General features: G+C 66.2%; 19 protein-coding genes. 9 read left to right on the top strand and 10 right to left on the bottom strand.

Translation table 11 applies throughout. The annotated features are described in order from the left end of the window. The first annotated feature begins 238 nt into the window (after nt 1-238). Nucleotides 239-445, top strand: a complete 207-nt coding sequence (locus tag EN862_RS15915) for a hypothetical protein (protein ID WP_127865238.1) — start codon at nt 239-241, stop codon at nt 443-445. A gap of 122 nt (nt 446-567) precedes the next feature. Continuing rightward, nucleotides 568-1,353 (top strand): DUF2270 domain-containing protein, encoded by a 786-nt coding sequence (locus EN862_RS15910; RefSeq protein WP_127865237.1) that lies wholly within the window; start codon nt 568-570, stop codon nt 1,351-1,353. Between the two features lie 51 nt (nt 1,354-1,404). Here EN862_RS15910 and EN862_RS15905 read toward each other — a convergent pair whose 3' ends face one another. The 5 genes from EN862_RS15905 to EN862_RS15885 all read right to left on the bottom strand — a co-directional run bounded on the left by EN862_RS15905 (nt 1,405) and on the right by EN862_RS15885 (nt 6,040). Further along, nucleotides 1,405-2,790: an amidase family protein gene (locus EN862_RS15905; RefSeq protein ID WP_127865236.1), complete on the bottom strand. Its 1,386-nt coding sequence runs from the start codon at nt 2,788-2,790 to the stop codon at nt 1,405-1,407. A gap of 88 nt (nt 2,791-2,878) precedes the next feature. Continuing rightward, nucleotides 2,879-3,328, bottom strand: a complete 450-nt coding sequence (locus EN862_RS15900; protein WP_245519599.1) for a carboxymuconolactone decarboxylase family protein — start codon at nt 3,326-3,328, stop codon at nt 2,879-2,881. Nucleotides 3,329-3,437: 109 nt separating this feature from the next. Then, nucleotides 3,438-4,349, bottom strand: a complete 912-nt coding sequence (locus EN862_RS15895) for a sigma-70 family RNA polymerase sigma factor (protein ID WP_189401193.1) — start codon at nt 4,347-4,349, stop codon at nt 3,438-3,440. 148 nt (nt 4,350-4,497) lie between these two features. Then, nucleotides 4,498-5,100, bottom strand: coding sequence for a sulfotransferase family protein (locus tag EN862_RS15890; protein WP_127865234.1), 603 nt, complete (start codon nt 5,098-5,100; stop codon nt 4,498-4,500). Nucleotides 5,101-5,140: 40 nt separating this feature from the next. Further along, the gene (locus EN862_RS15885; RefSeq protein WP_127865233.1) at nt 5,141-6,040 is read right to left on the bottom strand and encodes a VOC family protein; all 900 of its coding nucleotides are present in this window, start codon (nt 6,038-6,040) and stop codon (nt 5,141-5,143) included. 154 nt (nt 6,041-6,194) lie between these two features. Here EN862_RS15885 and EN862_RS15880 point away from each other — a divergent pair, with 154 nt between their 5' ends. After that, nucleotides 6,195-6,494, top strand: coding sequence for a hypothetical protein (locus EN862_RS15880; protein WP_127865232.1), 300 nt, complete (start codon nt 6,195-6,197; stop codon nt 6,492-6,494). A 110-nt stretch (nt 6,495-6,604) separates the two neighbouring features. Here EN862_RS15880 and EN862_RS15875 read toward each other — a convergent pair whose 3' ends face one another. Next, nucleotides 6,605-7,435: an aldo/keto reductase gene (locus tag EN862_RS15875; RefSeq protein ID WP_127865231.1), complete on the bottom strand. Its 831-nt coding sequence runs from the start codon at nt 7,433-7,435 to the stop codon at nt 6,605-6,607. Between the two features lie 396 nt (nt 7,436-7,831). Between EN862_RS15875 and EN862_RS36850 the strand changes: the two genes are divergently transcribed. Then, nucleotides 7,832-8,167 (top strand): hypothetical protein, encoded by a 336-nt coding sequence (locus EN862_RS36850; protein WP_127865230.1) that lies wholly within the window; start codon nt 7,832-7,834, stop codon nt 8,165-8,167. 107 nt (nt 8,168-8,274) lie between these two features. Here EN862_RS36850 and EN862_RS15865 read toward each other — a convergent pair whose 3' ends face one another. Then, a complete protein-coding gene (locus EN862_RS15865) occupies nt 8,275-8,871 on the bottom strand; it encodes a TetR/AcrR family transcriptional regulator (RefSeq protein ID WP_127865483.1) in 597 nt (198 codons plus the stop codon). Nucleotides 8,872-9,438: 567 nt separating this feature from the next. Between EN862_RS15865 and EN862_RS15855 the strand changes: the two genes are divergently transcribed. Genes EN862_RS15855 through EN862_RS15845 form a run of 3 tightly spaced genes read left to right on the top strand, consistent with a single transcriptional unit; the run spans nt 9,439 to nt 13,210 of the window. Beyond that, on the top strand, nt 9,439-9,939 hold the full coding sequence (locus EN862_RS15855; protein ID WP_189401191.1) for a (2Fe-2S)-binding protein: 501 nt from the start codon (nt 9,439-9,441) through the stop codon (nt 9,937-9,939). Next, the gene (locus tag EN862_RS15850; RefSeq protein ID WP_127865228.1) at nt 9,936-10,919 is read left to right on the top strand and encodes a xanthine dehydrogenase family protein subunit M; all 984 of its coding nucleotides are present in this window, start codon (nt 9,936-9,938) and stop codon (nt 10,917-10,919) included. Before EN862_RS15855 ends, EN862_RS15850 begins: the two co-directional genes overlap by 4 nt. After that, nucleotides 10,916-13,210, top strand: a complete 2,295-nt coding sequence (locus tag EN862_RS15845; protein ID WP_127865227.1) for a xanthine dehydrogenase family protein molybdopterin-binding subunit — start codon at nt 10,916-10,918, stop codon at nt 13,208-13,210. Before EN862_RS15850 ends, EN862_RS15845 begins: the two co-directional genes overlap by 4 nt. Nucleotides 13,211-13,465: 255 nt before the next feature. On the opposite strand, the gene EN862_RS15840 is transcribed toward EN862_RS15845, so the two are convergent. Beyond that, nucleotides 13,466-14,476 carry an NAD(P)-dependent alcohol dehydrogenase gene (locus EN862_RS15840; RefSeq protein ID WP_127865226.1) on the bottom strand — a complete coding sequence of 337 codons (1,011 nt, stop codon included), beginning with the start codon at nt 14,474-14,476 and terminating at the stop codon, nt 13,466-13,468. A gap of 98 nt (nt 14,477-14,574) precedes the next feature. On the opposite strand from EN862_RS15840, the gene EN862_RS15835 reads away from it, so the two are divergent. Further along, nucleotides 14,575-15,504 (top strand): LysR family transcriptional regulator, encoded by a 930-nt coding sequence (locus EN862_RS15835; RefSeq protein ID WP_127865225.1) that lies wholly within the window; start codon nt 14,575-14,577, stop codon nt 15,502-15,504. Nucleotides 15,505-15,636: 132 nt separating this feature from the next. On the opposite strand, the gene EN862_RS15830 is transcribed toward EN862_RS15835, so the two are convergent. Continuing rightward, complete coding sequence (locus EN862_RS15830) at nt 15,637-15,924, bottom strand: GIY-YIG nuclease family protein (protein WP_127865224.1); 288 nt, start codon at nt 15,922-15,924, stop codon at nt 15,637-15,639. A gap of 206 nt (nt 15,925-16,130) precedes the next feature. Here EN862_RS15830 and EN862_RS15825 point away from each other — a divergent pair, with 206 nt between their 5' ends. After that, nucleotides 16,131-16,616, top strand: a complete 486-nt coding sequence (locus EN862_RS15825) for a hypothetical protein (protein WP_245519598.1) — start codon at nt 16,131-16,133, stop codon at nt 16,614-16,616. 50 nt (nt 16,617-16,666) lie between these two features. Here EN862_RS15825 and EN862_RS15820 read toward each other — a convergent pair whose 3' ends face one another. After that, the gene (locus EN862_RS15820; protein WP_189401187.1) at nt 16,667-18,562 is read right to left on the bottom strand and encodes a diguanylate cyclase; all 1,896 of its coding nucleotides are present in this window, start codon (nt 18,560-18,562) and stop codon (nt 16,667-16,669) included. Between the last annotated feature and the right edge of the window lie 144 nt (nt 18,563-18,706).

Here is an 18,706-nt window from a genome sequence, read left to right as displayed (position 1 = left end):
CGGCGAAGCCGAGACGGAGAGGGGGAGCGCCGAACCGATTGGCGAAAGTGTCTCGAAGAGGAAGACTTTCGCTCTACGAAGCCCCCTCTCCGTCCGCTTCGCGGACACCTCTCCCCCGCTCTGCGGGGGCGAGGAAAAGCTCCCTACAATTCTAATCAAATGCCACTACCGATCTTTGCTTCCCGGTAAAGCGACTCGACGATGTTGGCCGCCAAGGCGGGGCAATAAGGAGAAGCTAATGAAAAGCGACTTTGCCGCCGCCCACCTGCACCTCGACCGGGCATGCCATTACCTGCGTGGCGACGATGAAACGAGCCGCGCGGCGCTTCAGGCACTCGACCTTGTGATCGACGCGGTGGCGGCGGCCCAGCATGCCAGGCCGATGGCCGACGTGCTGCCCTTTCAGCGGCGCGCGAATGGCGGCGTTCCACCGCTTGCATCCTGACTTATCCGCCTGAAAAGGCGGGAACATTTTGGGCCGGCCACACGTTGTGCTATATGGGGTGTGGCCGGCCTGTTCTTAAAATAGGGATCGGCCGGCCATGGCGGCGGGAGGCGCATGGCACTATGTCCCAGACGAAGGCCGCAAGATCCACCGACGCGGCCAGGGCCCCGAAATCCATCGAGGCGAACGCGCCGGCAACATCAACAGAAAAGGCAGCGCCGCCGCGGGCGTCCGACACGCTGGCGCTGAAGCTCAGCTCTCCCGAATTCACCTCGACGCTGTCGCATTTCCACCGGGCCGAGATCGCGCGCATGGCCGGCTGGCGCGACCGGCTCGACCGCACCAGCAACTGGGCGATCACCGTGGTGGCGGCGATGCTGTCGGTGTCGCTGTCGACGCCCAGCGCGCATCACGGCGTGCTTTTGTTCGCCATGCTCCTGATCACGCTGCTTTTGTGGATCGAGGCGCGGCGCTACCGCTTCTTCGACGTCTACCGCGCCCGTGTGCGGCAGTTCGAACGCTACTATTTCGCGCAGATCTTTTCGCCGCAGCCGGATTACGCATCCAACTGGCTGGCCATCCTGGGCGAAGGCCTGCGCTCGCCGCGTTTCCTGATCACGCAGCGCGCGGCGCTGATCCGCCGGCTGCGCCGCAACTACATCTTCATGTACACGATCCTGCTGCTTGCCTGGATCCTCAAGATCACCACGCCGAGCCTGTCGCGCGAAGGCTCGCCCATCGGCTTCGGCGCCTCGCTGGTCGACACGTTCCGGGTGGCGACGCTCGGGCCGATCCCCGGCGGCGTCGTCGTGTGCGGCGTGGCCGCCTGCTATCTCGCGCTGCTGGCCGCCGCCTTCCTCATCCGCGCCGATGACGGCGAGCTGTCCTTCGGCGACGTGCATGTGTGATTGGCCGCGCGACGAGCCGTTTTACCATGCTTGATGCGAGGCGCGGCGCGATCACAATCCCGGCGGCCTGACGAAGCCCTCGGTCAGGCGGGCCAGCGCCTTGGCAATTGCCAGCAGCTTCATGTCCGAATGGCGGCGGCCGACGAGCTGGGCGCCGATCGGCAGGCCTTCGCGGTCGACGCCTATCGGAATAACGACGGCCGGATGACCCGTCAGATTGAAGCGGCAGGCGTGGCTGAGCGCGCTCCAATAGGACGTCTCGACACCGTCGACCGGAATCGGCATCCCCGTTTCCTGGTGACGGAAGGCGGTGCACATCATCGCTGGACAGACCAGCACGTCCCAGTCGTCAAAAAAGCGCTCCCACGCATGGATGAATTCGTCGCGCTGGTTGAGCGCCTCGAGATAGGCCGACAACGTTGGAGAATTTTCCCTTGGTGCCTGGAAGGCCTGTGAAAACCAGGTGATGAAATCCGAAAACAATGCCCGCTCGGCGGCGAAATCGTGCGGCGGCAGAACCTGACCGACCCGCGCGCCACCGATGTCGATCGCGCCTGCAAAGCCGGCGATCGCCTCGGCAATATCGCGAGCGGTCGGCACGCCGGGGAATTCCGGCGCGAAGGCGACGCGCAGCCGGTCCAGCTGCGGTTCCGGCTCCTCGTCCGTCGCCATGGGCGGCACTTCGGTATCGAGGCCGTCAGCGCCGGCGATGATGCGGTGGGCGAGGATGAGATCGTCGACGCCGCGCGCCAGTGGCCCGATGTCGAACAGCAACCGGAAGCTGCGCGGCATGTCGGGTGGATCGGCATAGCTGCCGGTGGTGGGCACCGAGGACTGGGTCGGCTTGAAGCCATAAACGCCGCATAGGTGCGCCGGCACGCGGACTGAGCCGCCGGCGTCGCTGCCGATATCAAGCGGCGCGAGCCCGGCGGCAACCGCCGCGGCTGCGCCGCCGCTGGAGCCGCCCGGCGTGCGGCTGACGTCCCAGGGATTGCTGGTACGGCCGAAGATAGGGTTGGAGGTCTGCAGGTCGCGCAGCCGCGGCGGCACGTTGGTCTTGCCTATGATGATCGCACCGGCCTTGCGCAGCCTGGCCGCGACGGTGCTGTCGGCGGTCGGAATGTAGTCGGTCCAGGCCGTCAGCCCGATCGTGGTGCGCATGCCGGCCGTGGCGTGACCGTCCTTCAGTGTGACCGGCACGCCGTGCAGCGGCCCGACCGCCTCGCCGCGCGCAATGGCTTCATCGGCCGCCCTCGCGCCGTCGCGTGCAGCTTTTTCGTCGAGGGTGACGATGGCGTTGAGCAGCGGGTTGACGGCGGCGATCCGTTCCAACTGCGCCTCCATCGCTTCGGCCGCGCTGACCCGCCGCTCGCGGATCGCCGCCGCCAATTGGGTCGCGGTGAGGAAGGTGGTGTCGGTGGCAAGTGTGGCGTTCATCTGCGGTTCCTCCCTGGTCAGGTCAGGCAATGGGCTGTAGGGATCGGCCGTCCGCGGATTTTCCCTACTGCCCTGCTCCCTTACTGCCCTACTGCCCGCCCATCTCCTTCTTGAAGGTCTCGAAGTCGACCTGCATGCCGTTGAAGATGGTGCTCCAGTGGCGCGTCAGCGCCGCCATGGCTACGGCCTCCTGGATTTCCTCGTCGGTGGCGCCGGCGCGCTTGGCGTCCTGAGTGTCGGACCAGATGCAGTAGCTGCAGGGAATCTGCGCCGCAACCGCGAGCGAGATCAGCGACTTCACCTTCGGCGGCAGCGCCGTCTTGTCGCTGAGCTCGATGGCCTTGACCTCGGCCCAGGCGCCGGGCAGACCGGCTTTCGGGAACTGTTTGACGAAGCTCGGCACGCCGCCCATCGTCGACTGGATGTCCTTCAGCGTCGCATCATAGTCGTCGGCGTGAGCGAGCAACGGGGTGGCGAGCACGGCAAGCGAGCCGAGAACGACGGCGCGGCTCAATTTGACTGCGGAAAAGGCAAACATCGGGATATCTCCTTGCTGTGGTTGACGCGCCGGCAACCGGCCGCGTGACCCAAAAAGGATGACGTGGCGCATCGAAAAGTTCGCCCTGCTGGCGAACTTCACGAAGATGTCATTCCTCTAGACGCGGTGGCCGTTCTGAGGTGTGGACGCGCATCACACGCACCTGGCGCTCGCCATGGACCAGGACGATGGCAAAGCTCGGCGGACAATGGAACGGATTCTCGGGCGGATTGACGAAGTCGCCCTCGAGCACGGTGACGTTGGCGCTGGCCAACGCCCGCACCGGCTTGTGGCGAACGCCGGCGCCGACATCCTCGTCGATGGCCTCACCGAAGAGGTGACGCCCGACGCCACGCGGCCCGCCGGCAAAGGCAATGTCGAGATCCTCCGCATAGTGGGCAAGCACCCTCTCCTTGCCGCCGTGCTGGAGCGAGCGGTATTCCTCGGTGTAAAAGGCCAGCCGCTCGGCCACCAGCTTGTGGTGTTCCCGGTCGGGCAGACCGGCCGATGCCAGCAGCAGCTCCGAAAGCCTGATCTTGGCGTCGGACAGCCGGCTGCGCACGGTGCCAACCGGCACGCCCAGAATGGCGGCAATCTGCTCATAGCCTGGCGAGCTGCCGAAATAGCGCAGCATCACCGTGGCGCGCTGCATTTCCGGCAGATGCGCAAGCGCCGCCCACACCCAGTCGCGCAGGTCGCGGCTTTCGATCCGGCTCTCGATGCGCTCCTCGTCGGCGAGTTCGCGAAAGGCACGCTCGGTTTCGGCCGGCCCGGCACGGGGACGGCGACGGCGCAGCGCCATCAGGCAGTGGTTCCTGAGGACCGAATGCAGCCAGCCGCCGACGGCTGCGGGATCACGCAGGCCGTCCAGTCGCGCCAGGGCGGTAAGGAACGTATCGTGGACCGCGTCCTCGGCGTCGCCGGTGTAACCCAGCATCGACAGGGCGATCGCGTGGAGTTGCGGGCGATAGCGCTCGAACAAACGGCCGAAACCATGTGCCTCGCCAAAGCGCGCCGCCATGACCAGAGCCGCGTCAGGCTGGCCTCGCCCTTGATCAAATCCGACTTGTCCCATCGCCTTATCCCCTGCCCTGATCATACCAAAAAGGACAGGATGCGGTGAGGGGCCGGAAAGTTCGGATGCCTGCGTCCATCGACTTCCATCTCGTCTAGTTCAACGACAGCGCCGCCCGAAACTCCTGAGATGAGTTGCGGGCGGGATAGGGTTCGTCCGGCACGGGGACGCCGAGATGGCTGCAGAGCGGTGCCCAGCCGTCGCCGAGCTTGTGCACCAGCAGTCGCTCCGCCGGCACGGTGTTCAGCACCGCCTCGACATTGTCCCGGTAGACGGCGATGGCATGGGCTCGGTCGTGCGGGCGGCCGCCGAAGACCTGGTTGGCGACGAGCGCGATGCCGAGCGACTCCTGATCCGTGCTGCCGGCGATCGCCGGCAGCAGGGTTTTTTCAAAACTCGCCCACCAGCTTTCGGGCGAGCGCCAGGTGAGGATGACGCGCGCCTGCGGATAGGCTTCGATCAGCTCACGCCAATAGAACGCCGAGGGCCAGTCGACGCAGGATTTGTATCCCGCGAAGAGCTGGGCCCAGTCGGGCGCGGCGCCTTTGGCCAGCGCCCGCCAGAGCCGCTTCTGCTTCGCATGCCCCATGACCTCCCACATATGATGGCACGGGCCGAAACCAAGCATGGTCAGCGCCTCGCGCATCGAATCCGTACCGGTCCGGCCGAAGCCGGTTCCTATCACCCTGAGCGACATTTTTCCCCTCCTGTGCCTTGCCCTTGTCAAACGACCGCTGTCACCCTCCCTGGACCAGCAGCCGCAAGTGATTGCCTTCCGGATCAGCGGTCGAAATCACGCCGCCTTCCCTTCTCGCCGGCGCATTGGCCGCTTCGAGCCTGCGCGCCACGGCGGCGAGCTCCTGCGCGGAACCGAGCTCGACGGTGAAATGGTCGAGGCCGGCGGCATTGGGCGGCGGCTCGCGCAGCTCCTCGCGCGCCCAGATGTTGAAGGCGATCATATGGGCGCGGCGCTCGGTGCCGCAGTCGAACATGCCGAAGGTCCGGGACTGGATATGCGGCCGGAAGCCGAGCACGCCGAGATAGAATTCCATCAGCGCCTCGGGCTCGCGGGCGCGCAAATGGATGTGGCCGATGAAGGCGTCCCGCGCCATCCTGGGCTCGACATGGCCGGAATTGCCGAGATCGCGCAGCAGGCTAGAGACGTCCAGCGGCTCAATCCCGGAATGCGCGCTGCCGTCGACGGCGATCAGCGACACGCGGCCGTCGGGCGAGACCTCGCGGCGCAGCAGGCGCTCAAGCGTGTCGAAGCATATCTCGATGCCGTTGCCGGACGGGTCGGAGACGTAGAGCGATTCCGAAACAAGGTGGTCCTGGGCGCTGTATCGCAACCCCGACGCCTTGAGGCGGGCGGCGGCGTGGGCGAGGTCGCGGCGGGTGGTGACGTGGATGGCGACATGGAAGAGATCGCGAGACTTCTGCGGCAGCGCGACTTCCGCGCCGGCATGGAGCACGATCAGCGTCCGGCCGCCGGCGCCAAGCTCCGCTTGAGCGGCATCCTCGCCGGCCAGCGTCAATCCGAGCGTGTCGCGCCAGACGGTCAAGGCGGCCGGAATGTCGGTCACCTTGAGATGGACCGGCCCGAGACGCGTGGCCTGAGACAGCAATCCTTCGTCCATCGTCGTCCATCCGATTGCGGCCGATGGATACATTAGCTCTGAACGATATTTATGTCTCGCGGCAAGTTCGGGTTGACCCCTCCCCGGCGGGCGGCGACTATCGCCGAAGCAGGCTGTTTTTTCGCAGCTCCGAACGAAGCAGGAGGAACCTCCCATGGACGACACCGACCACTGGCGCAACATGGCGAGCGCGCCGCGGGACGGCAGCCGCATCCTGGTGACGGTGCGCTCCTCCGAGCAGGGACCGGCCGAGGTCGACATGGCGTACTGGTCGCGCGCCGACCAGTTCGGCGAGGAAGGCTGGCGGGCCTCGGACTCCTCACCCGGCCGCCTGGTCGAATATGCCGAGCCGGAGCTCAGATGCTGGATGCCGCTGCCGAGCGCCGGGCGAGGCTCGATGCCGAGCCCCTGGGAGGGCGAGGACGTGCCGCTGGTGGATGGGGAAGGGATTTAGGGCGCCTGTCCCTTCTCCCCTTGGCGATTGGCGAAAGCAGCGGCGACAGCCAATCTCCCCCCTAGGGGGGAGATTAGCAGTTTCGGCGTCGGCTCCCTTCTATCAGAGCGCTAAAACAAAAACGCCGCCGTCGCCGGATCAGGTCCGGTGCGGCCGTCGGCGGAATCCAGACCACGGATGGTCCGCATGTCGTCGGCGTCCAGCTCGAAATCGAAGACGTCGAAATTGCCGGCGATGCGCTCCTGGTGGACCGACTTCGGGATGACGATCAGCCCTTCCTGCAAATGCCAGCGGATGGTCACCTGCGCCACCGACTTGCCGTGCTTCATCGCGATCTTCTCCAGTGTCGGGTCGGAAAGCAGCCGGCCGCTGCCCAGCGGGCTCCAGCTTTCGATATGGATGTTGTGCTTCTTGTGGAAATCGCGCTTGTCGCGCTGCTGGAAGCGCGGATGCAGCTCAATCTGGTTGACGACGGGCGTCACGCCGGTCTCGCCGATGATGCGCTCCAGATGATCCTGGTTGAAGTTCGAGACGCCGACCGACTTGACGCGGCCCGCCTTCTGCAACTCGACCAGCGTCTTCCAGGCTTCGACATATTTGTTTTGGGCAGGCACCGGCCAGTGGATGAGGAAGAGATCGATCTGGTCGATGCCGAGTTTTTGCATCGTGTCGTCGAAGGCGCGCAACGCCGCGTCGCGCTGATGCGCGCCGTTGCGCAGCTTGGAGGTGATGAAGAGCTCGTTCCTCGGCACGCCCGCCGCGCGGATCGCCTCGCCGACGCCTTCCTCGTTACGGTAGCCCTCGGCGGTGTCGATGAGACGGTAACCTGCGTCGATGCCCCAGCGAACGACCTTGGCGGTGATGCTTGGCTCGACCTGCCACACGCCGAGCCCGATCTGGGGAATGGTAGCGCCGTCGTTCAATGTCAGCTGTTTCGGCATGCGGATGTCCTTCTGCACAGTGGGTGGCCCGCCTCTATCTAGGCTGCGCGTTTCGCAATGCGAGAGGATGACGGAGAAATCCGCCTTCGTCCCTTGTGGGAGAGAGGGATCGGCGCGGAGCGTTGAGGCGCACGACGGTGCTGAAGGGGGTAAGACGCACCATGCTGAAGCGCCGGTCGTGAGGCGACGGCGGGACTGCCCCCTCCATCCTGCCGAACTCTTCACCAGGTGGGGTAGTTCGCGCTCAACTGCCTCGCGTCGGCGCCCCAACAGATCTCGCACGGCGAATCGCCCGCATCTTCTCAAATTCTTACCCGAAACCTAAGCCTTTTGGAGAACTCGTGCCCCTATATGAAAAATACTAAAGTAAATTCGGCGAATGTGGGGTGTATTAACATGGAAACCGAAAGCAGAAAGCGCTCAGAGCGGGAGCCCGACAGTCTGGTTTCAGAATTAGAGGCGCGCCGCGATTTTCTCAAGAAGGCTGGGCGCTTCGCGGCGGTGACCCCGCCGTCCATAACACTTCTCCTCGGTACAAGCCTCAGCTCCGCAGCGATCGCCAAATCGGGCGGATCAAGTCCGGGCAATTCTGGCGGATCGACCTGGGGCAATGGAGCGGGAGGCAAGCCCTTCCACCCCCGCCCTCGCAGCCTCAATTTCGGCCGCTCCGGCGGCGGCGACAACTATGGCGGCGGGTCTCACGGGGGAGCCAGGTCGGGCGATCCCAACTAACAGGCACTCGGTCCGGACTGCTCGCCGCATGCCGGCGAAACCTCCCCTACCGGCAATCTCCCCGCTTCGGCGAGGATCGGACTTCGCCTCCACCTTCGCCCATGCTCCTAACCGGTCGCCCCGAACCTCAGCCCATCCATCAGGAGCTTCACCAGCCGTCCTGAGCGCTCGCGCCAGTCGGGCGTGTTGGGCGCGGAGTAGATGCCGCCGAGCGCATGCATGACATCGGAAGAGTCGACGTCGGCGCGGATCTTTCCCGCGGCGGCGGCGGCCTGGACCAGGCCTCGCATGGCGCCGGAGACGCGCCCCGATGTGTCGGAGAACAGCGTGGAATTGGCGGTGAGCAGCAGCCGCAGGCTGGTGGCGAGGCCGCGCTTGGTGGCGATGTAATCGACGAAGCGCTGCATCCAAAGCTCCAACGCGACATCGGCCGGGTGCTCGCGGGCGAGGTCCTCGGCGGCGTGGCAGAGGCCTTCCACCTCACGGCGGTAGACCACCTCGACCAGATGCTCGCGCGTCGGGAAATGGCGGTAGAGCGTGCCGATGCCGACCCCTGCCCGCTTGGCGATCTCCTCCAGAGAGGCATCGACGCCGTCGCTGGCAAACATTTGCGCCGCCACTTCGACCAGCCTGTCGCGGTTGCGTTGCGCATCGGCGCGCAGCGGCTTTGGCGCCGGCGCATCGCGCGTCGCTTCAGCGGTCATTTCCTGGTCGGGCACTTTTTTCTCCACCACCGCAATATGGGGGGTTGAACCACGGCTGGCCAGACCCCAGTTAGATAAACGGAGGCACCTCCGTTTTAGTGGAGTGCTTTTATCATATAACCAGGGGAAGCGTTATGTCACCAGATCATGGACGGAAAGCTTCACCTGGTTGGTGGAGTGAGGTTGGGGCGGCTGAGCTGCCAATCTCCCCCCTTGCGGGGGAGATGGCCGGCAGGCCAGAGGGGGGTGCTGTCCCGCCAGCGTCGCGAAGCTTGGGTTCCTCGCCCCCGCTGAAGGCGGGGGAGAGGTGGCCGCGAAGCGGACGGAGAGGGGGATTTCGTAGGGCGCAGCCCCCTTTCCGTCTCGGCTTCGCCGAGCCACCTCTCCCCCATTTCATGGGGGCGAGGAACCTTGTCGTTCAAATGCCTCGTTCCTTCGCGCCCCCCTCTGCCCTGCCGGGCATCTCCCCCACAAGGGGGGAGATTAGCAGCTTCCACGCCTTGCCCCCCACCCCCCAAGCCCCATTTCCATCCGCTCAAGCGTCCAGCAATTGGAGCCCGACGCCTCATGAATGACCAAGTCACCATCAGTCCCACCACGCTTTCCGTCCATCTCACCATCAACGGCCGCGACCAGGCGCTGGAGATCGAGCCGCGCGTGACACTGCTCGATGCATTGCGCGACCGGCTCAACCTCACCGGCACCAAGAAAGGCTGCGACCAGGGCCAGTGCGGCGCCTGCACCGTGCATGTCGACGGCCAAAGGGTGCTTGCCTGCCTGACACTGGCAGCGCAGGTCGAAGGCCGCGAGATCACCACCATCGAGGGGCTCGCCGACGAGGACGGCACGCTCAACGCCGTACAGGCCGCGTTCCTCGAACAGGACGCCTTCCAGTGCGGCTATTGCACACCCGGACAGATCATGTCGGCGGTGGCCTGCATCCGTGAGGGGCATGCCGGCTCCGATGAGGAAATCCGCGAATACATGGCCGGCAATCTCTGCCGCTGCGGCGCCTATCCGAACATCGTCGCTGCCGTCCGCCAGGCCGCACAGGAGCTGCGCTCATGAGAGATTTTTCCTACCTCCGCGCCGACAGCATCGAGGCCGCGCGTAACGCGGCCGCCCTCCCCGGCGCGATGCTGCTTGCCGGCGGCACGACGCTGATCGACCTCGCCAAATGCGGCGTCGCCGAACCTTCGACCGTGATCGACATCAGCCATATCGAGGGGCTCAACGCCATCGACGTGACCGCCGACCGTGCCGTCATCGGCGCGCTGGCCAGGATGAGCCATGTCGCCGACAACCCGCGCGTGAAGAGCCTCTTCCCGGCCGTCTCGGAAGCGCTGTGGCAGGCCGCTTCGGCGCAATTGCGCAACATGGCGACCATCGGCGGCAATCTGATGCAGCGCACGCGCTGCCCCTATTTCCGCGATCCGCAGAACTTCCCGGCCTGCAACAAGCGCGCGCCCGGCAGCGGCTGTTCGGCGATCGGCGGGGTGACGCGCGGCCATGCGGTGCTTGGCGTGAGCGAGGCCTGCATCGCTACCTATCCGGGCGATCTGGCGGTGGCGCTCGTCGCCTTCGACGCCGAGGTCGATCTCGGCCAGCGCAAGCTCAAGATCGAGGATTTCTTCCTCGCCCCCGGCGCCACGGCGGAGCGCGAGCACGACATCCATCCCGGCGAGGTGATCACGGCGATCGAAATCCCCGGCTCGGCCGCCGCCAGGCGCTCGACCTACATCAAGGTGCGCGACCGCCAGTCCTATGAATTCGCCGCGGCAAGCGCCGCCGTCGGGCTGGAGCTCGAAGGGGACGGCCGTACCGTCCGCGACATCCGCGTGGCGCTTGGCGGCGTAGCCACCAAGCCGTGGCGGGTGCGCGCCGTCGAGGACGCGCTGAAGGGCAAGGCGCTTTCCGAAGACACGATCCGCAAGGCGAGCGAGCTCGCCATGGAGGGCGCTGTCGACCATGGCGCCAACCACTACAAGATCGCATTGGCGCCGCGCGTGATCGCGCGCTCCATCCTCAAATTGGGAGAGACGGCATGACCGTTCATGACATGAAACACGCCGCGTCCGACAGCGCGCGCCTCGAAGCGGTGGGCGGACGCCTGTCGCGCGTCGACGGTCCGGCCAAGATCACCGGCGCGGCAAAGTATGCCTTCGAGCAGCAGCTCGAAGGGCTGGTGCACGCCGTGCTGGTCGGCGCGACCATCGCCGCCGGCAAGGTCTCGGCCATCGACAGACGCGCTGCCGAGACCGCGCCCGGCGTGCTCGCGGTGCTCACACCCGACACCATCATGGAACTGAAGGGCGCGTCGGACTGGCTGGGCAACCCGCCGTCGCAGCAGACCTATAACCCTCTCGCCCGCGAGGTCACCTATTCGGGCCAGCATATCGCGGCGGTGGTGGCCGAGACCTTCGAGCAGGCGGTGGCCGCCGCGGCGCTGCTCAAGGTCTGGTATGACGAGACGCCGGCTATCGTCGACCTCAGCGACGGCAAGGCCGGCGACGGCATCCCGATCGACGCCATGACCAAGGAATGGGGCGACGCGCAGGCCGCCTTCGCCGCCGCCCCGGTGCGCATCTGCGCGGCCTACAACACGCCGCGCGAATTCCAGGCGGCGATGGAGCCGCATGGGCTGATCGCGCGCTGGGAAGGCGACGAGCTGACCATCTGGGAGCCGAGCCAATGGCTCGACGGCATGGCGCGCACTTACGCCGAGTGGTTCGGCGTGCCGTTCGAGAATGTGCGGCTGGTCTCGCCCTATATCGGCGGCGGTTTCGGCTCGAAGGCGCTGGCGCTGGCGCACAGTGCGGTGGCGGCGGCCGCCGCCAAGATGCTCGGACGGCCGGTGAAGCTGGTGCTCAACCGGCCGCAGAATTTCACGTCCTATGGCGGCCGCGCGGCGACGCGGCAGACGGTGGCGATCGGCGCCGACAGGGATGGCAGGATCCAGTCGATTGTGCATCGCGGCGTCAACGAGACGGCGGTCGACGGCATGTGGGTCGAGCCGCTCGGCTCGGTCACCTCGATCATGTATGCCACGCCGAATTTCTCCTCGAGGCAAAATGTGGTGCGGGTCAACACGGTGGTGCCGGGAGCAAAACGCGCGCCGGGCGAGAACCCGAGCGCTTTCGGCATTGAATGCGCCATAGACGAGCTGGCATATGAGCTCGGCATCGATCCGCTGGAGATGCGGCTGATCAATTATGCCGAACAGGATCCGCATACGAAGAAGGCGTGGTCGACCAGGCAGCTGCGCGAGGCCTTTGCAGCAGGAGCGGAAGCCTTCGGCTGGGCGAAACGCCCGCCTGAGCCACGCTCGATGCGGGACGGCCATCAGCTCATCGGCTGGGGCGTGGCGGCCGGCACCTATCCGGTGCGGCGCGCGCATGGCGAGGCGGTGGTCAAGATCCTCGCCGACGGTTCGGTCGAGGTCGAAAGCTCCTCCATCGACATGGGCCAGGGCACCTACACGATCCTGGCGCAGACTGCGGCCGAGACGCTCGGCGTGCCGGTGGAACGCGTGTCGGTTAAGCTCGGCGACTCCCACTTCGCCCGCGCCGGTGTCACCGGCGGGTCGCGGCTGGCCGGCGTCATGACCGGCACCGTCTACAAGGCGGCCGGCCAGGCGCTCGATGAGCTGATCGGGCTGGCGCTTTCCGACCCGCGCTCGCCCTTCCAGGCGCTGCAGGCAAACACGCTGCAGGTGCGGGACGGCCGCATCGCCTCGCCGCGTGGCGAAGGGCCGGAGCTGTCGATCGCCGAGTTCATGGCGGCGATCGGCCGCGACCAGATCGAGGCCAAGGGCGACACACTGCCGGCCAGCACGACGGCGGAGGAGCGCTACAAGAACTACACCACCATCGCCATGTCGATCCCGCATACCGATGGCGACTATTCGCGCTATTCCTGGTGCGCGCACTTCGTGGAAGTCAGGGTCGATGAGGATTTCGGCACGGTGCGCGTGTCGCGCGTGGTGTCGGCGCTGGACTCGGGCCGGCTCTACAACCCCAAGCTGGCCGAAAGCCAGTGGAAGGGCGGCATCATCATGGGCATCGGCCAGGCGCTGCTCGAGGAAGGCATCGTCGACCGCCGCCACGGCCGCATCGTCAACGGCAATTTCGCCGATTACATGCTGCCGACCAATGCCGACATTCCCGACATCCAGACGATCTCGGTCGGCATCCCCGACCCGCATTCCTCGGCGCTCGGCGGCAAGGGGGTTGGGGAACTGGCGATCGTGGGCATCGCGCCAGCGATCGCCAACGCGGTGTTCCACGCGACGGGGAAACGGGTGCGGGACCTGCCGATCACGCTGGAGAAGTTGATCTAGCGGAGCACCGCGGACGGAGCGCGTAATCTCCCCCCTTGTGGGGGAGATGGCCGGCAGGCCAGAGAGGGGCGCTGTCCCGCCGGCGTCCTAAGGCTTGGGTTCCTCGCCTCCGCCGAAGGCGGGGGAGAGGTGTCCGCGAAGCGGACGGAGAGGGGGCTTCGTAGGGCGCTCCCCCTCTCCGTCTCGGCTTCGCCGAGCCACCTCTCCCCCACTTCGTGGGGGCGAGGAAACTACGTCTTGCGACGTCTGCCCTTCCTACCAATCCAGCCCGAACACCAGCTTGCCGAAATGCAGGCCGCCGGCTGCCATATGGGTATAAGCCTCGGTCGCCTCTTCTTGCGAAAACACCTTGTCGACGACCGGCTCGATCCGGGCGGCGCCGATGGCTCGCGCCGCGTCCTTGAGGTCGGACACCGATCCGGTGTTGTTGCCCACCACCTTCAGCGCCTTGATGATGATCGGCAGCAGGTTGACCGTCGCCTCGGCGCCGGTGACGAAGCCGATGGTGAACAGCGTGCCGCCGGGCGCGGTGGCGTTGACCGCTCGGGCGAAGGTGGCGGCGCCACCGGTCTCGACGACGAGGTCGGCGCCGAGGCCGTCGGTCAACTCCAGCACCTTGCCGTCCCAGTCCGGCGTCGAGCGGTAGTTGATGAGGTGATCGGCGCCGAGCGCCTTGGCCCGCTCGAGCTTCTCGTCCGAGGACGAGGTGATGATCACGGTGGCGCCGGCCGCCTTGGCAAGCTGAAGCGTGAAGATCGACACGCCGCCGGTGCCGAGCAGCACGACGACCGAGCCCGGCCCGACATCGGCGGCGCGGATGGCGTTCCACGCGGTGGTTCCGGCGATGGGCAACGTCGAGGCCGCCTCGAAGGAGAGATGCGCCGGCACCGGCACGACCGAATTGGCCGGCAGGGCGACATATTCGGCGAGCGATCCGGGCAGCGAGATGCCGCGCATCTGCGTCATCTCGTATGGGCGCGGCCGGCCGCCGATCCAGCGCGGCTTGGCATGGGCGACGACGCGGTCGCCGACGGCAAACCTCGTCACGCCCTCGCCGAGCGCAACGATCTCGCCGGCGCCGTCGGCGACGGGTATGAGCGGAAAAACCGGGCCGGGATAATTGCCGCTCGCCACGGCGACGTCGACGAAATTCAGGCTCGCCGCGCGCTGGCGGATCAGCACCTCGCCGCGCTGCGGTTCGGGTGTGGCGACGCTGGCGGCGCGGAAGGCGTCGAGCCTGGGCTGGGTGAGTTCGATGGCTTTCATGGGTTCACTCCGTGGGTGGTCGATTGACGGTTGAGTGAACCTATCTGCTGCGCTATTCCTCGATAATTGTCGGCTTTTGCATTTGAGTATTGCAAATCATGCAGCAATCCCACGAACCCGCCGCTCTTGCCGAAATGGCCGCCTTCGCGGCCGTCGCGGAGGCCCGCTCCTTCACCCGGGCTGCGGCGAGGGTCGGGCGCGACGCGACCATCCTGTCGCGCCGGCTGCAATCGCTGGAAGAGCGGCTGGGGGTGCGGCTGCTCCACCGCACGACGCGCAGCGTGTCGCTGACCGAGGCGGGCGCGGAATTCCTTGTCCGCGTGCGCGCCATCCTGGCTTCTGTCGACGAGGCCGAGGCCGCCGCCTCCGCGCATGCCGGCGGCCGGCCGCGCGGGCTGCTCAGGCTGGCGCTGCCCGGAACGTTCGGGCGCATGTGGATAGCCCCGTTCCTGCCGCAGTTCCTCGCCGAATTCCCGGACCTGCGCATCGAGGCCGAATTCTCCAACCGTTTCGCCGATCTCGTCGCCGAGAATTTCGACGTTGCCGTGCGGCTGGGAAGCCTGGAGGATTCGCGCCTGGTGGCGCGCAAGGTGGCGACGCGGCGCCGGCTGCTCTGCGCCGCCCCTTCCTACCTCGCTCGAAGGGGTCGGCCGGAAACGCCGCAGGCGCTGCTCGAGCATTCCTGCCTCGGCTTCACCGGCTTCCAGACCTTTCCGGCCTGGGAGATGACCGACCGCGAGGGCCGGCGCGTGCGCGTCGAGGTTTCGGGGCCGCTCACCAGCGACGACGCCGAGGTGCTGGTCGAGGCCGCCGTGCAGGGCGTCGGCCTGATGATGAGCACCGACTGGCTGGTCGGACGCGAGCTCGCCAGCGGCCGGCTGGTGCCGATCCTTGAGGACTGGACGCTGGCCGACGAGGGCGCGGTCTATGTCGTCATGCCCTCCGCCAAGGGCCAGGCCGCCAAGACCCGCGCCTTCGCCGACTGGATCGGCAAGCGATTTTCGCCAGAACCGCCCTGGCGGCGGTGAGGACCGCGGCAAAAATCGCGACACGCTAGCCGCTAGACTTCGTCATTCTAGGGCGGAGCAAGGAGCGAAGCGACGCGCACAGACCCTAGAATCCATGCCGTGACGCCTGAGAGCCACCACGGTGCAGAACGCTCACCAGCCGATCCCGCGAAAGAGTTCGAACCATTCCGGATTGGTCTTCTCGATCAATTCGACCTTCCATTGGCGTGGCCAGCGCTTCAGCGATGTCTCACGCTGGATAGCATCGGCGATGTCGAAGTATTCCTCGTACCAGACCAGACGCTGCACACCGTAGCGGCTGGTAAAGCTAGAGCCTTGGCCAGCCTTGTGCTCGGGCATCCGGCGAGCGAGGTCATTGGTGACACCGATGTAGATCGTGCCGCCTTTCTGGCTTGCCGTCATGTAGACGTAGCCTGTCATGTCGCGATCTTAGCTGGCGATGTTGCAAGTAGCCATTCTGCACCGCTGCATCTTACGGCCCGCGTCACGGCATGGATTCTAGGGTCTGCGCGCGTCGCTTCGCTCCTTGGTCCGCCCTAGAATGACGAAGCGAAAGGGTGGGAGATTGCGCACTCGCCCGTTTTCGCCAATCTCTGTATGATCACCGCATCACGAGGGGAGCGATCATGAAACGCGGGCTGGCAACACTCATCCTGGCACTGCTCACCGCCCTGCCCGCCCATGCCGCGTCCTGCTCCTGGTCGGCCAAGATGGAGGAGGACGAGGGCGGCAGCGTGATGATGGCCTCGGTCTGCGGCGGCCCGAAGGGGGACGCGCATCTGATGCTCGCCTGTTTCGGCAAGCCGGTGCTGAGCTACGATCTCGGCGCTGCGGGCGGGCAGCTGGAGCCTGGCATCAGCGGCTCCTTCACCTTCAAGGCCGGAGCCAAGAGCCTGACGAAGAAGCTCGAGCTGGAGGCGATGTACAATAACTTCACCACCGAACTTTCCGGCCCTGCCGACCCGTTGCTTTCGCTGCTGCGCGGCAAGGGGGACGTGACGGTCAGCGCGGACAAGTATGGCGAGGCGACATTTCCGCTGAAAGGCTCAGGCGCCGCGATCGGCAAGGTGCTGGCCGAGTGCGGCAAGGGGTCCGGCGGCGAGGCGGATTGACGCCTGGCCGCAAGCACCCGCTTGTTCCGATGCCTTTCCCGCCGTGCTGGTCACGCCTTGCGCGGAAGCGGAATGGGTTGGAAGCCGGCGTCCGGCTCGGCCAGTCGCGTGGCGTCGCGCCCGCTTGCCTTGGCGGCGTAGAGAGCCTTGTCCGCCTGCAGGATCATGCTGGTCGGGTCGTGGCGGGCGGTCGGGCCGCTGATGGCGACACCGACGCTGATGGTGACGACCTTGCGCGCGCTGCGATCATGTTCCAGCGCCCGCTCGCGCACCGCGGCCCGCAGATTGTCGGCGACACGCATGGCGCCGGCCGCCGACGTATCCGGGAGAATGACGGCAAATTCCTCGCCGCCATAGCGCGCCACGAAATCGCCGGCGCGCGTGCGCTGGCGCAGGCAGTCGGCGATCTGGCGCAGGCATTCGTCTCCGGCAAGGTGTCCGTAACGGTCGTTATAGGCCTTGAACGAATCGACATCGATCAAGAGCAGCGCGACGTCCCGCTCGGACTGGCTGGTATCGGCAACCACCCCGGCCAGCGCCTGATCGAAAGCGCGCCGATTGCCGACACCCAGCAGCGGATCGGTGTTGGCGAGCTGCGCCAGCTGGTTGCTGAGCGTGGTGAGCTCTCCCTCGGTGCTCTTGATCTCGGTGATGTCGGAGACGACCACCAGCGCCAGGCCGGCCTGGGTGGGTCTCGTCCTCAGCATCAGCCAGTGGCCGTCGAACAGCTTGATCTGCTGCTCGCCGGGGGTGTGGAGCGCGCCCACGACGCTGTCTATCCATTCCCGCTCGTGGCCCTTGGGGATGCCCACCTGCTCGCCGGTCACGGTCACGGCTTCCAGGATGTCGCGCAGCCTTGTGCCGGGAACGCGCAGGTCGCCGGTCAGCGGAAACAGCTCGCGGTATTGCTCGTTGCAGAAGACCAGAACCCCCTCGGCATCGAACATGGCAAGGCCGTCCGACATCTCGGACAGCGCATAGGAGAGCTGGTTCTTGGCCTCCAGCAGCGTCTGTTCGAGTTGCTTCTGGGCCGTGATGTCGCGTGTGACGCCAACAAGGCCGATGACGTTGCCGTCGACATCGCGCAAAGGTGTCTTGGAGGTCGAGAACCAGCGAAGATTACCCTTCAGGTCCGGAATCTGTTCCTCGAAGCCGGCGATCCCCTCGCCCGATTTCAGCATCCTCTGCTCCAACCCGGAAAGGATGCGGGCGCGAGCGGCGTCGGCTATGTCGAAGTCGGTCTTGCCCGTCATCTGCACGGGGTGGTCATAGCCATTGTAGGCGGCGACCGTCTGGTTCACGGCAACGAACTGGCCGCGCGCGTTCTTGACATAGTAGAAGTCCGGCGCCTGGGCGACCGCCGCGCGCAGCAGATCGCGCTCCTTGGTGACAAGCTGTGTGTGCAGCACGACGAGGCCGGCCACGGCGGTTGCCGCGATATTGAGCGCGATGAGCGGCAGCACGAGATGGACATCGATATCGGGCGCGGCCGTCTGCGGCAGGATCGATACGGGCACAAGCCCAGACAGGCCAACACAAACCGCAAACACGAGCACTTGCCAGGCGCGCGTCTGGCGGCGCCCGATGAGGCGGTTGGCAAGAACGCCGGCGGCGAATGCCACCGCAATGCCGATCAGGCCGGCGGTCAGGCCGTGGCCGCCGATCGCGATGCGGTATCCCAGCGGAAAAGCGGTGGCCACCAATGCGCCCGGCATGCCGGCGAACAGGCCGGCCGTCGCAACCAGCGACGTCCTGAGATCCAGCAGGACGCCCGGCTTAACCTCGACGGTCAACAGCATGGAGGCCAGCGCGCCCCAGCCCATGATGCAGCCGAAGACGAGCAGCCTGACTCTTTGCGAGCGGCCCTCGAGCCAGGGCTGCACGTAGTTCCAGCCGGATACGAACAGCGCCACCGCAGCGAGATTTGCCGTAAGATGTTGCCACATGGCGCCGATACCCATCTCCGATCGGGCCATTAAAAGCACTTGAAAAGTTGTTTCCGGGTTAAGGCCGCCACCCAAGGTGGTTCCCCGGTTGCGTCGCGAACTCGGCTCCTCCTTTGGCGAAGCCCCTCGCCCACACCATGGGAA

The sequence above is a fragment of the Mesorhizobium sp. M2E.F.Ca.ET.219.01.1.1 genome, assembly GCF_004016445.2.
GTDB lineage: Bacteria > Pseudomonadota > Alphaproteobacteria > Rhizobiales > Rhizobiaceae > Mesorhizobium.
The sequence above is the reverse complement of the archived record's forward strand: the minus strand, read 5'-3'. Positions and strand labels throughout refer to the sequence as shown.

Excerpts from the sequence above, each read along its gene's own strand:
- EN862_RS15820 (WP_189401187.1), bottom strand. The coding sequence starts at position 18,562 with ATGTGGCAACATCTTACGGCAAATCTCGCTGCGGTGGCGCTGTTCGTA.
- EN862_RS15850 (WP_127865228.1), top strand. The coding sequence starts at position 9,936 with ATGAGAGATTTTTCCTACCTCCGCGCCGACAGCATCGAGGCCGCGCGT.
- EN862_RS15855 (WP_189401191.1), top strand. The coding sequence starts at position 9,439 with ATGAATGACCAAGTCACCATCAGTCCCACCACGCTTTCCGTCCATCTC.
- EN862_RS15910 (WP_127865237.1), top strand. The coding sequence starts at position 568 with ATGTCCCAGACGAAGGCCGCAAGATCCACCGACGCGGCCAGGGCCCCG.
- EN862_RS15835 (WP_127865225.1), top strand. The coding sequence starts at position 14,575 with ATGCAGCAATCCCACGAACCCGCCGCTCTTGCCGAAATGGCCGCCTTC.
- EN862_RS15915 (WP_127865238.1), top strand. The coding sequence starts at position 239 with ATGAAAAGCGACTTTGCCGCCGCCCACCTGCACCTCGACCGGGCATGC.
- EN862_RS15825 (WP_245519598.1), top strand. The coding sequence starts at position 16,131 with ATGAAACGCGGGCTGGCAACACTCATCCTGGCACTGCTCACCGCCCTG.
- EN862_RS15840 (WP_127865226.1), bottom strand. The coding sequence starts at position 14,476 with ATGAAAGCCATCGAACTCACCCAGCCCAGGCTCGACGCCTTCCGCGCC.
- EN862_RS15875 (WP_127865231.1), bottom strand. The coding sequence starts at position 7,435 with ATGCCGAAACAGCTGACATTGAACGACGGCGCTACCATTCCCCAGATC.
- EN862_RS15885 (WP_127865233.1), bottom strand. The coding sequence starts at position 6,040 with ATGGACGAAGGATTGCTGTCTCAGGCCACGCGTCTCGGGCCGGTCCAT.
- EN862_RS36850 (WP_127865230.1), top strand. The coding sequence starts at position 7,832 with ATGGAAACCGAAAGCAGAAAGCGCTCAGAGCGGGAGCCCGACAGTCTG.
- EN862_RS15845 (WP_127865227.1), top strand. The coding sequence starts at position 10,916 with ATGACCGTTCATGACATGAAACACGCCGCGTCCGACAGCGCGCGCCTC.
- EN862_RS15890 (WP_127865234.1), bottom strand. The coding sequence starts at position 5,100 with ATGTCGCTCAGGGTGATAGGAACCGGCTTCGGCCGGACCGGTACGGAT.
- EN862_RS15895 (WP_189401193.1), bottom strand. The coding sequence starts at position 4,349 with ATGGCGGCGCGCTTTGGCGAGGCACATGGTTTCGGCCGTTTGTTCGAG.
- EN862_RS15900 (WP_245519599.1), bottom strand. The coding sequence starts at position 3,328 with ATGTTTGCCTTTTCCGCAGTCAAATTGAGCCGCGCCGTCGTTCTCGGC.
- EN862_RS15880 (WP_127865232.1), top strand. The coding sequence starts at position 6,195 with ATGGACGACACCGACCACTGGCGCAACATGGCGAGCGCGCCGCGGGAC.
- EN862_RS15830 (WP_127865224.1), bottom strand. The coding sequence starts at position 15,924 with ATGACAGGCTACGTCTACATGACGGCAAGCCAGAAAGGCGGCACGATC.
- EN862_RS15905 (WP_127865236.1), bottom strand. The coding sequence starts at position 2,790 with ATGAACGCCACACTTGCCACCGACACCACCTTCCTCACCGCGACCCAA.
- EN862_RS15865 (WP_127865483.1), bottom strand. The coding sequence starts at position 8,871 with ATGACCGCTGAAGCGACGCGCGATGCGCCGGCGCCAAAGCCGCTGCGC.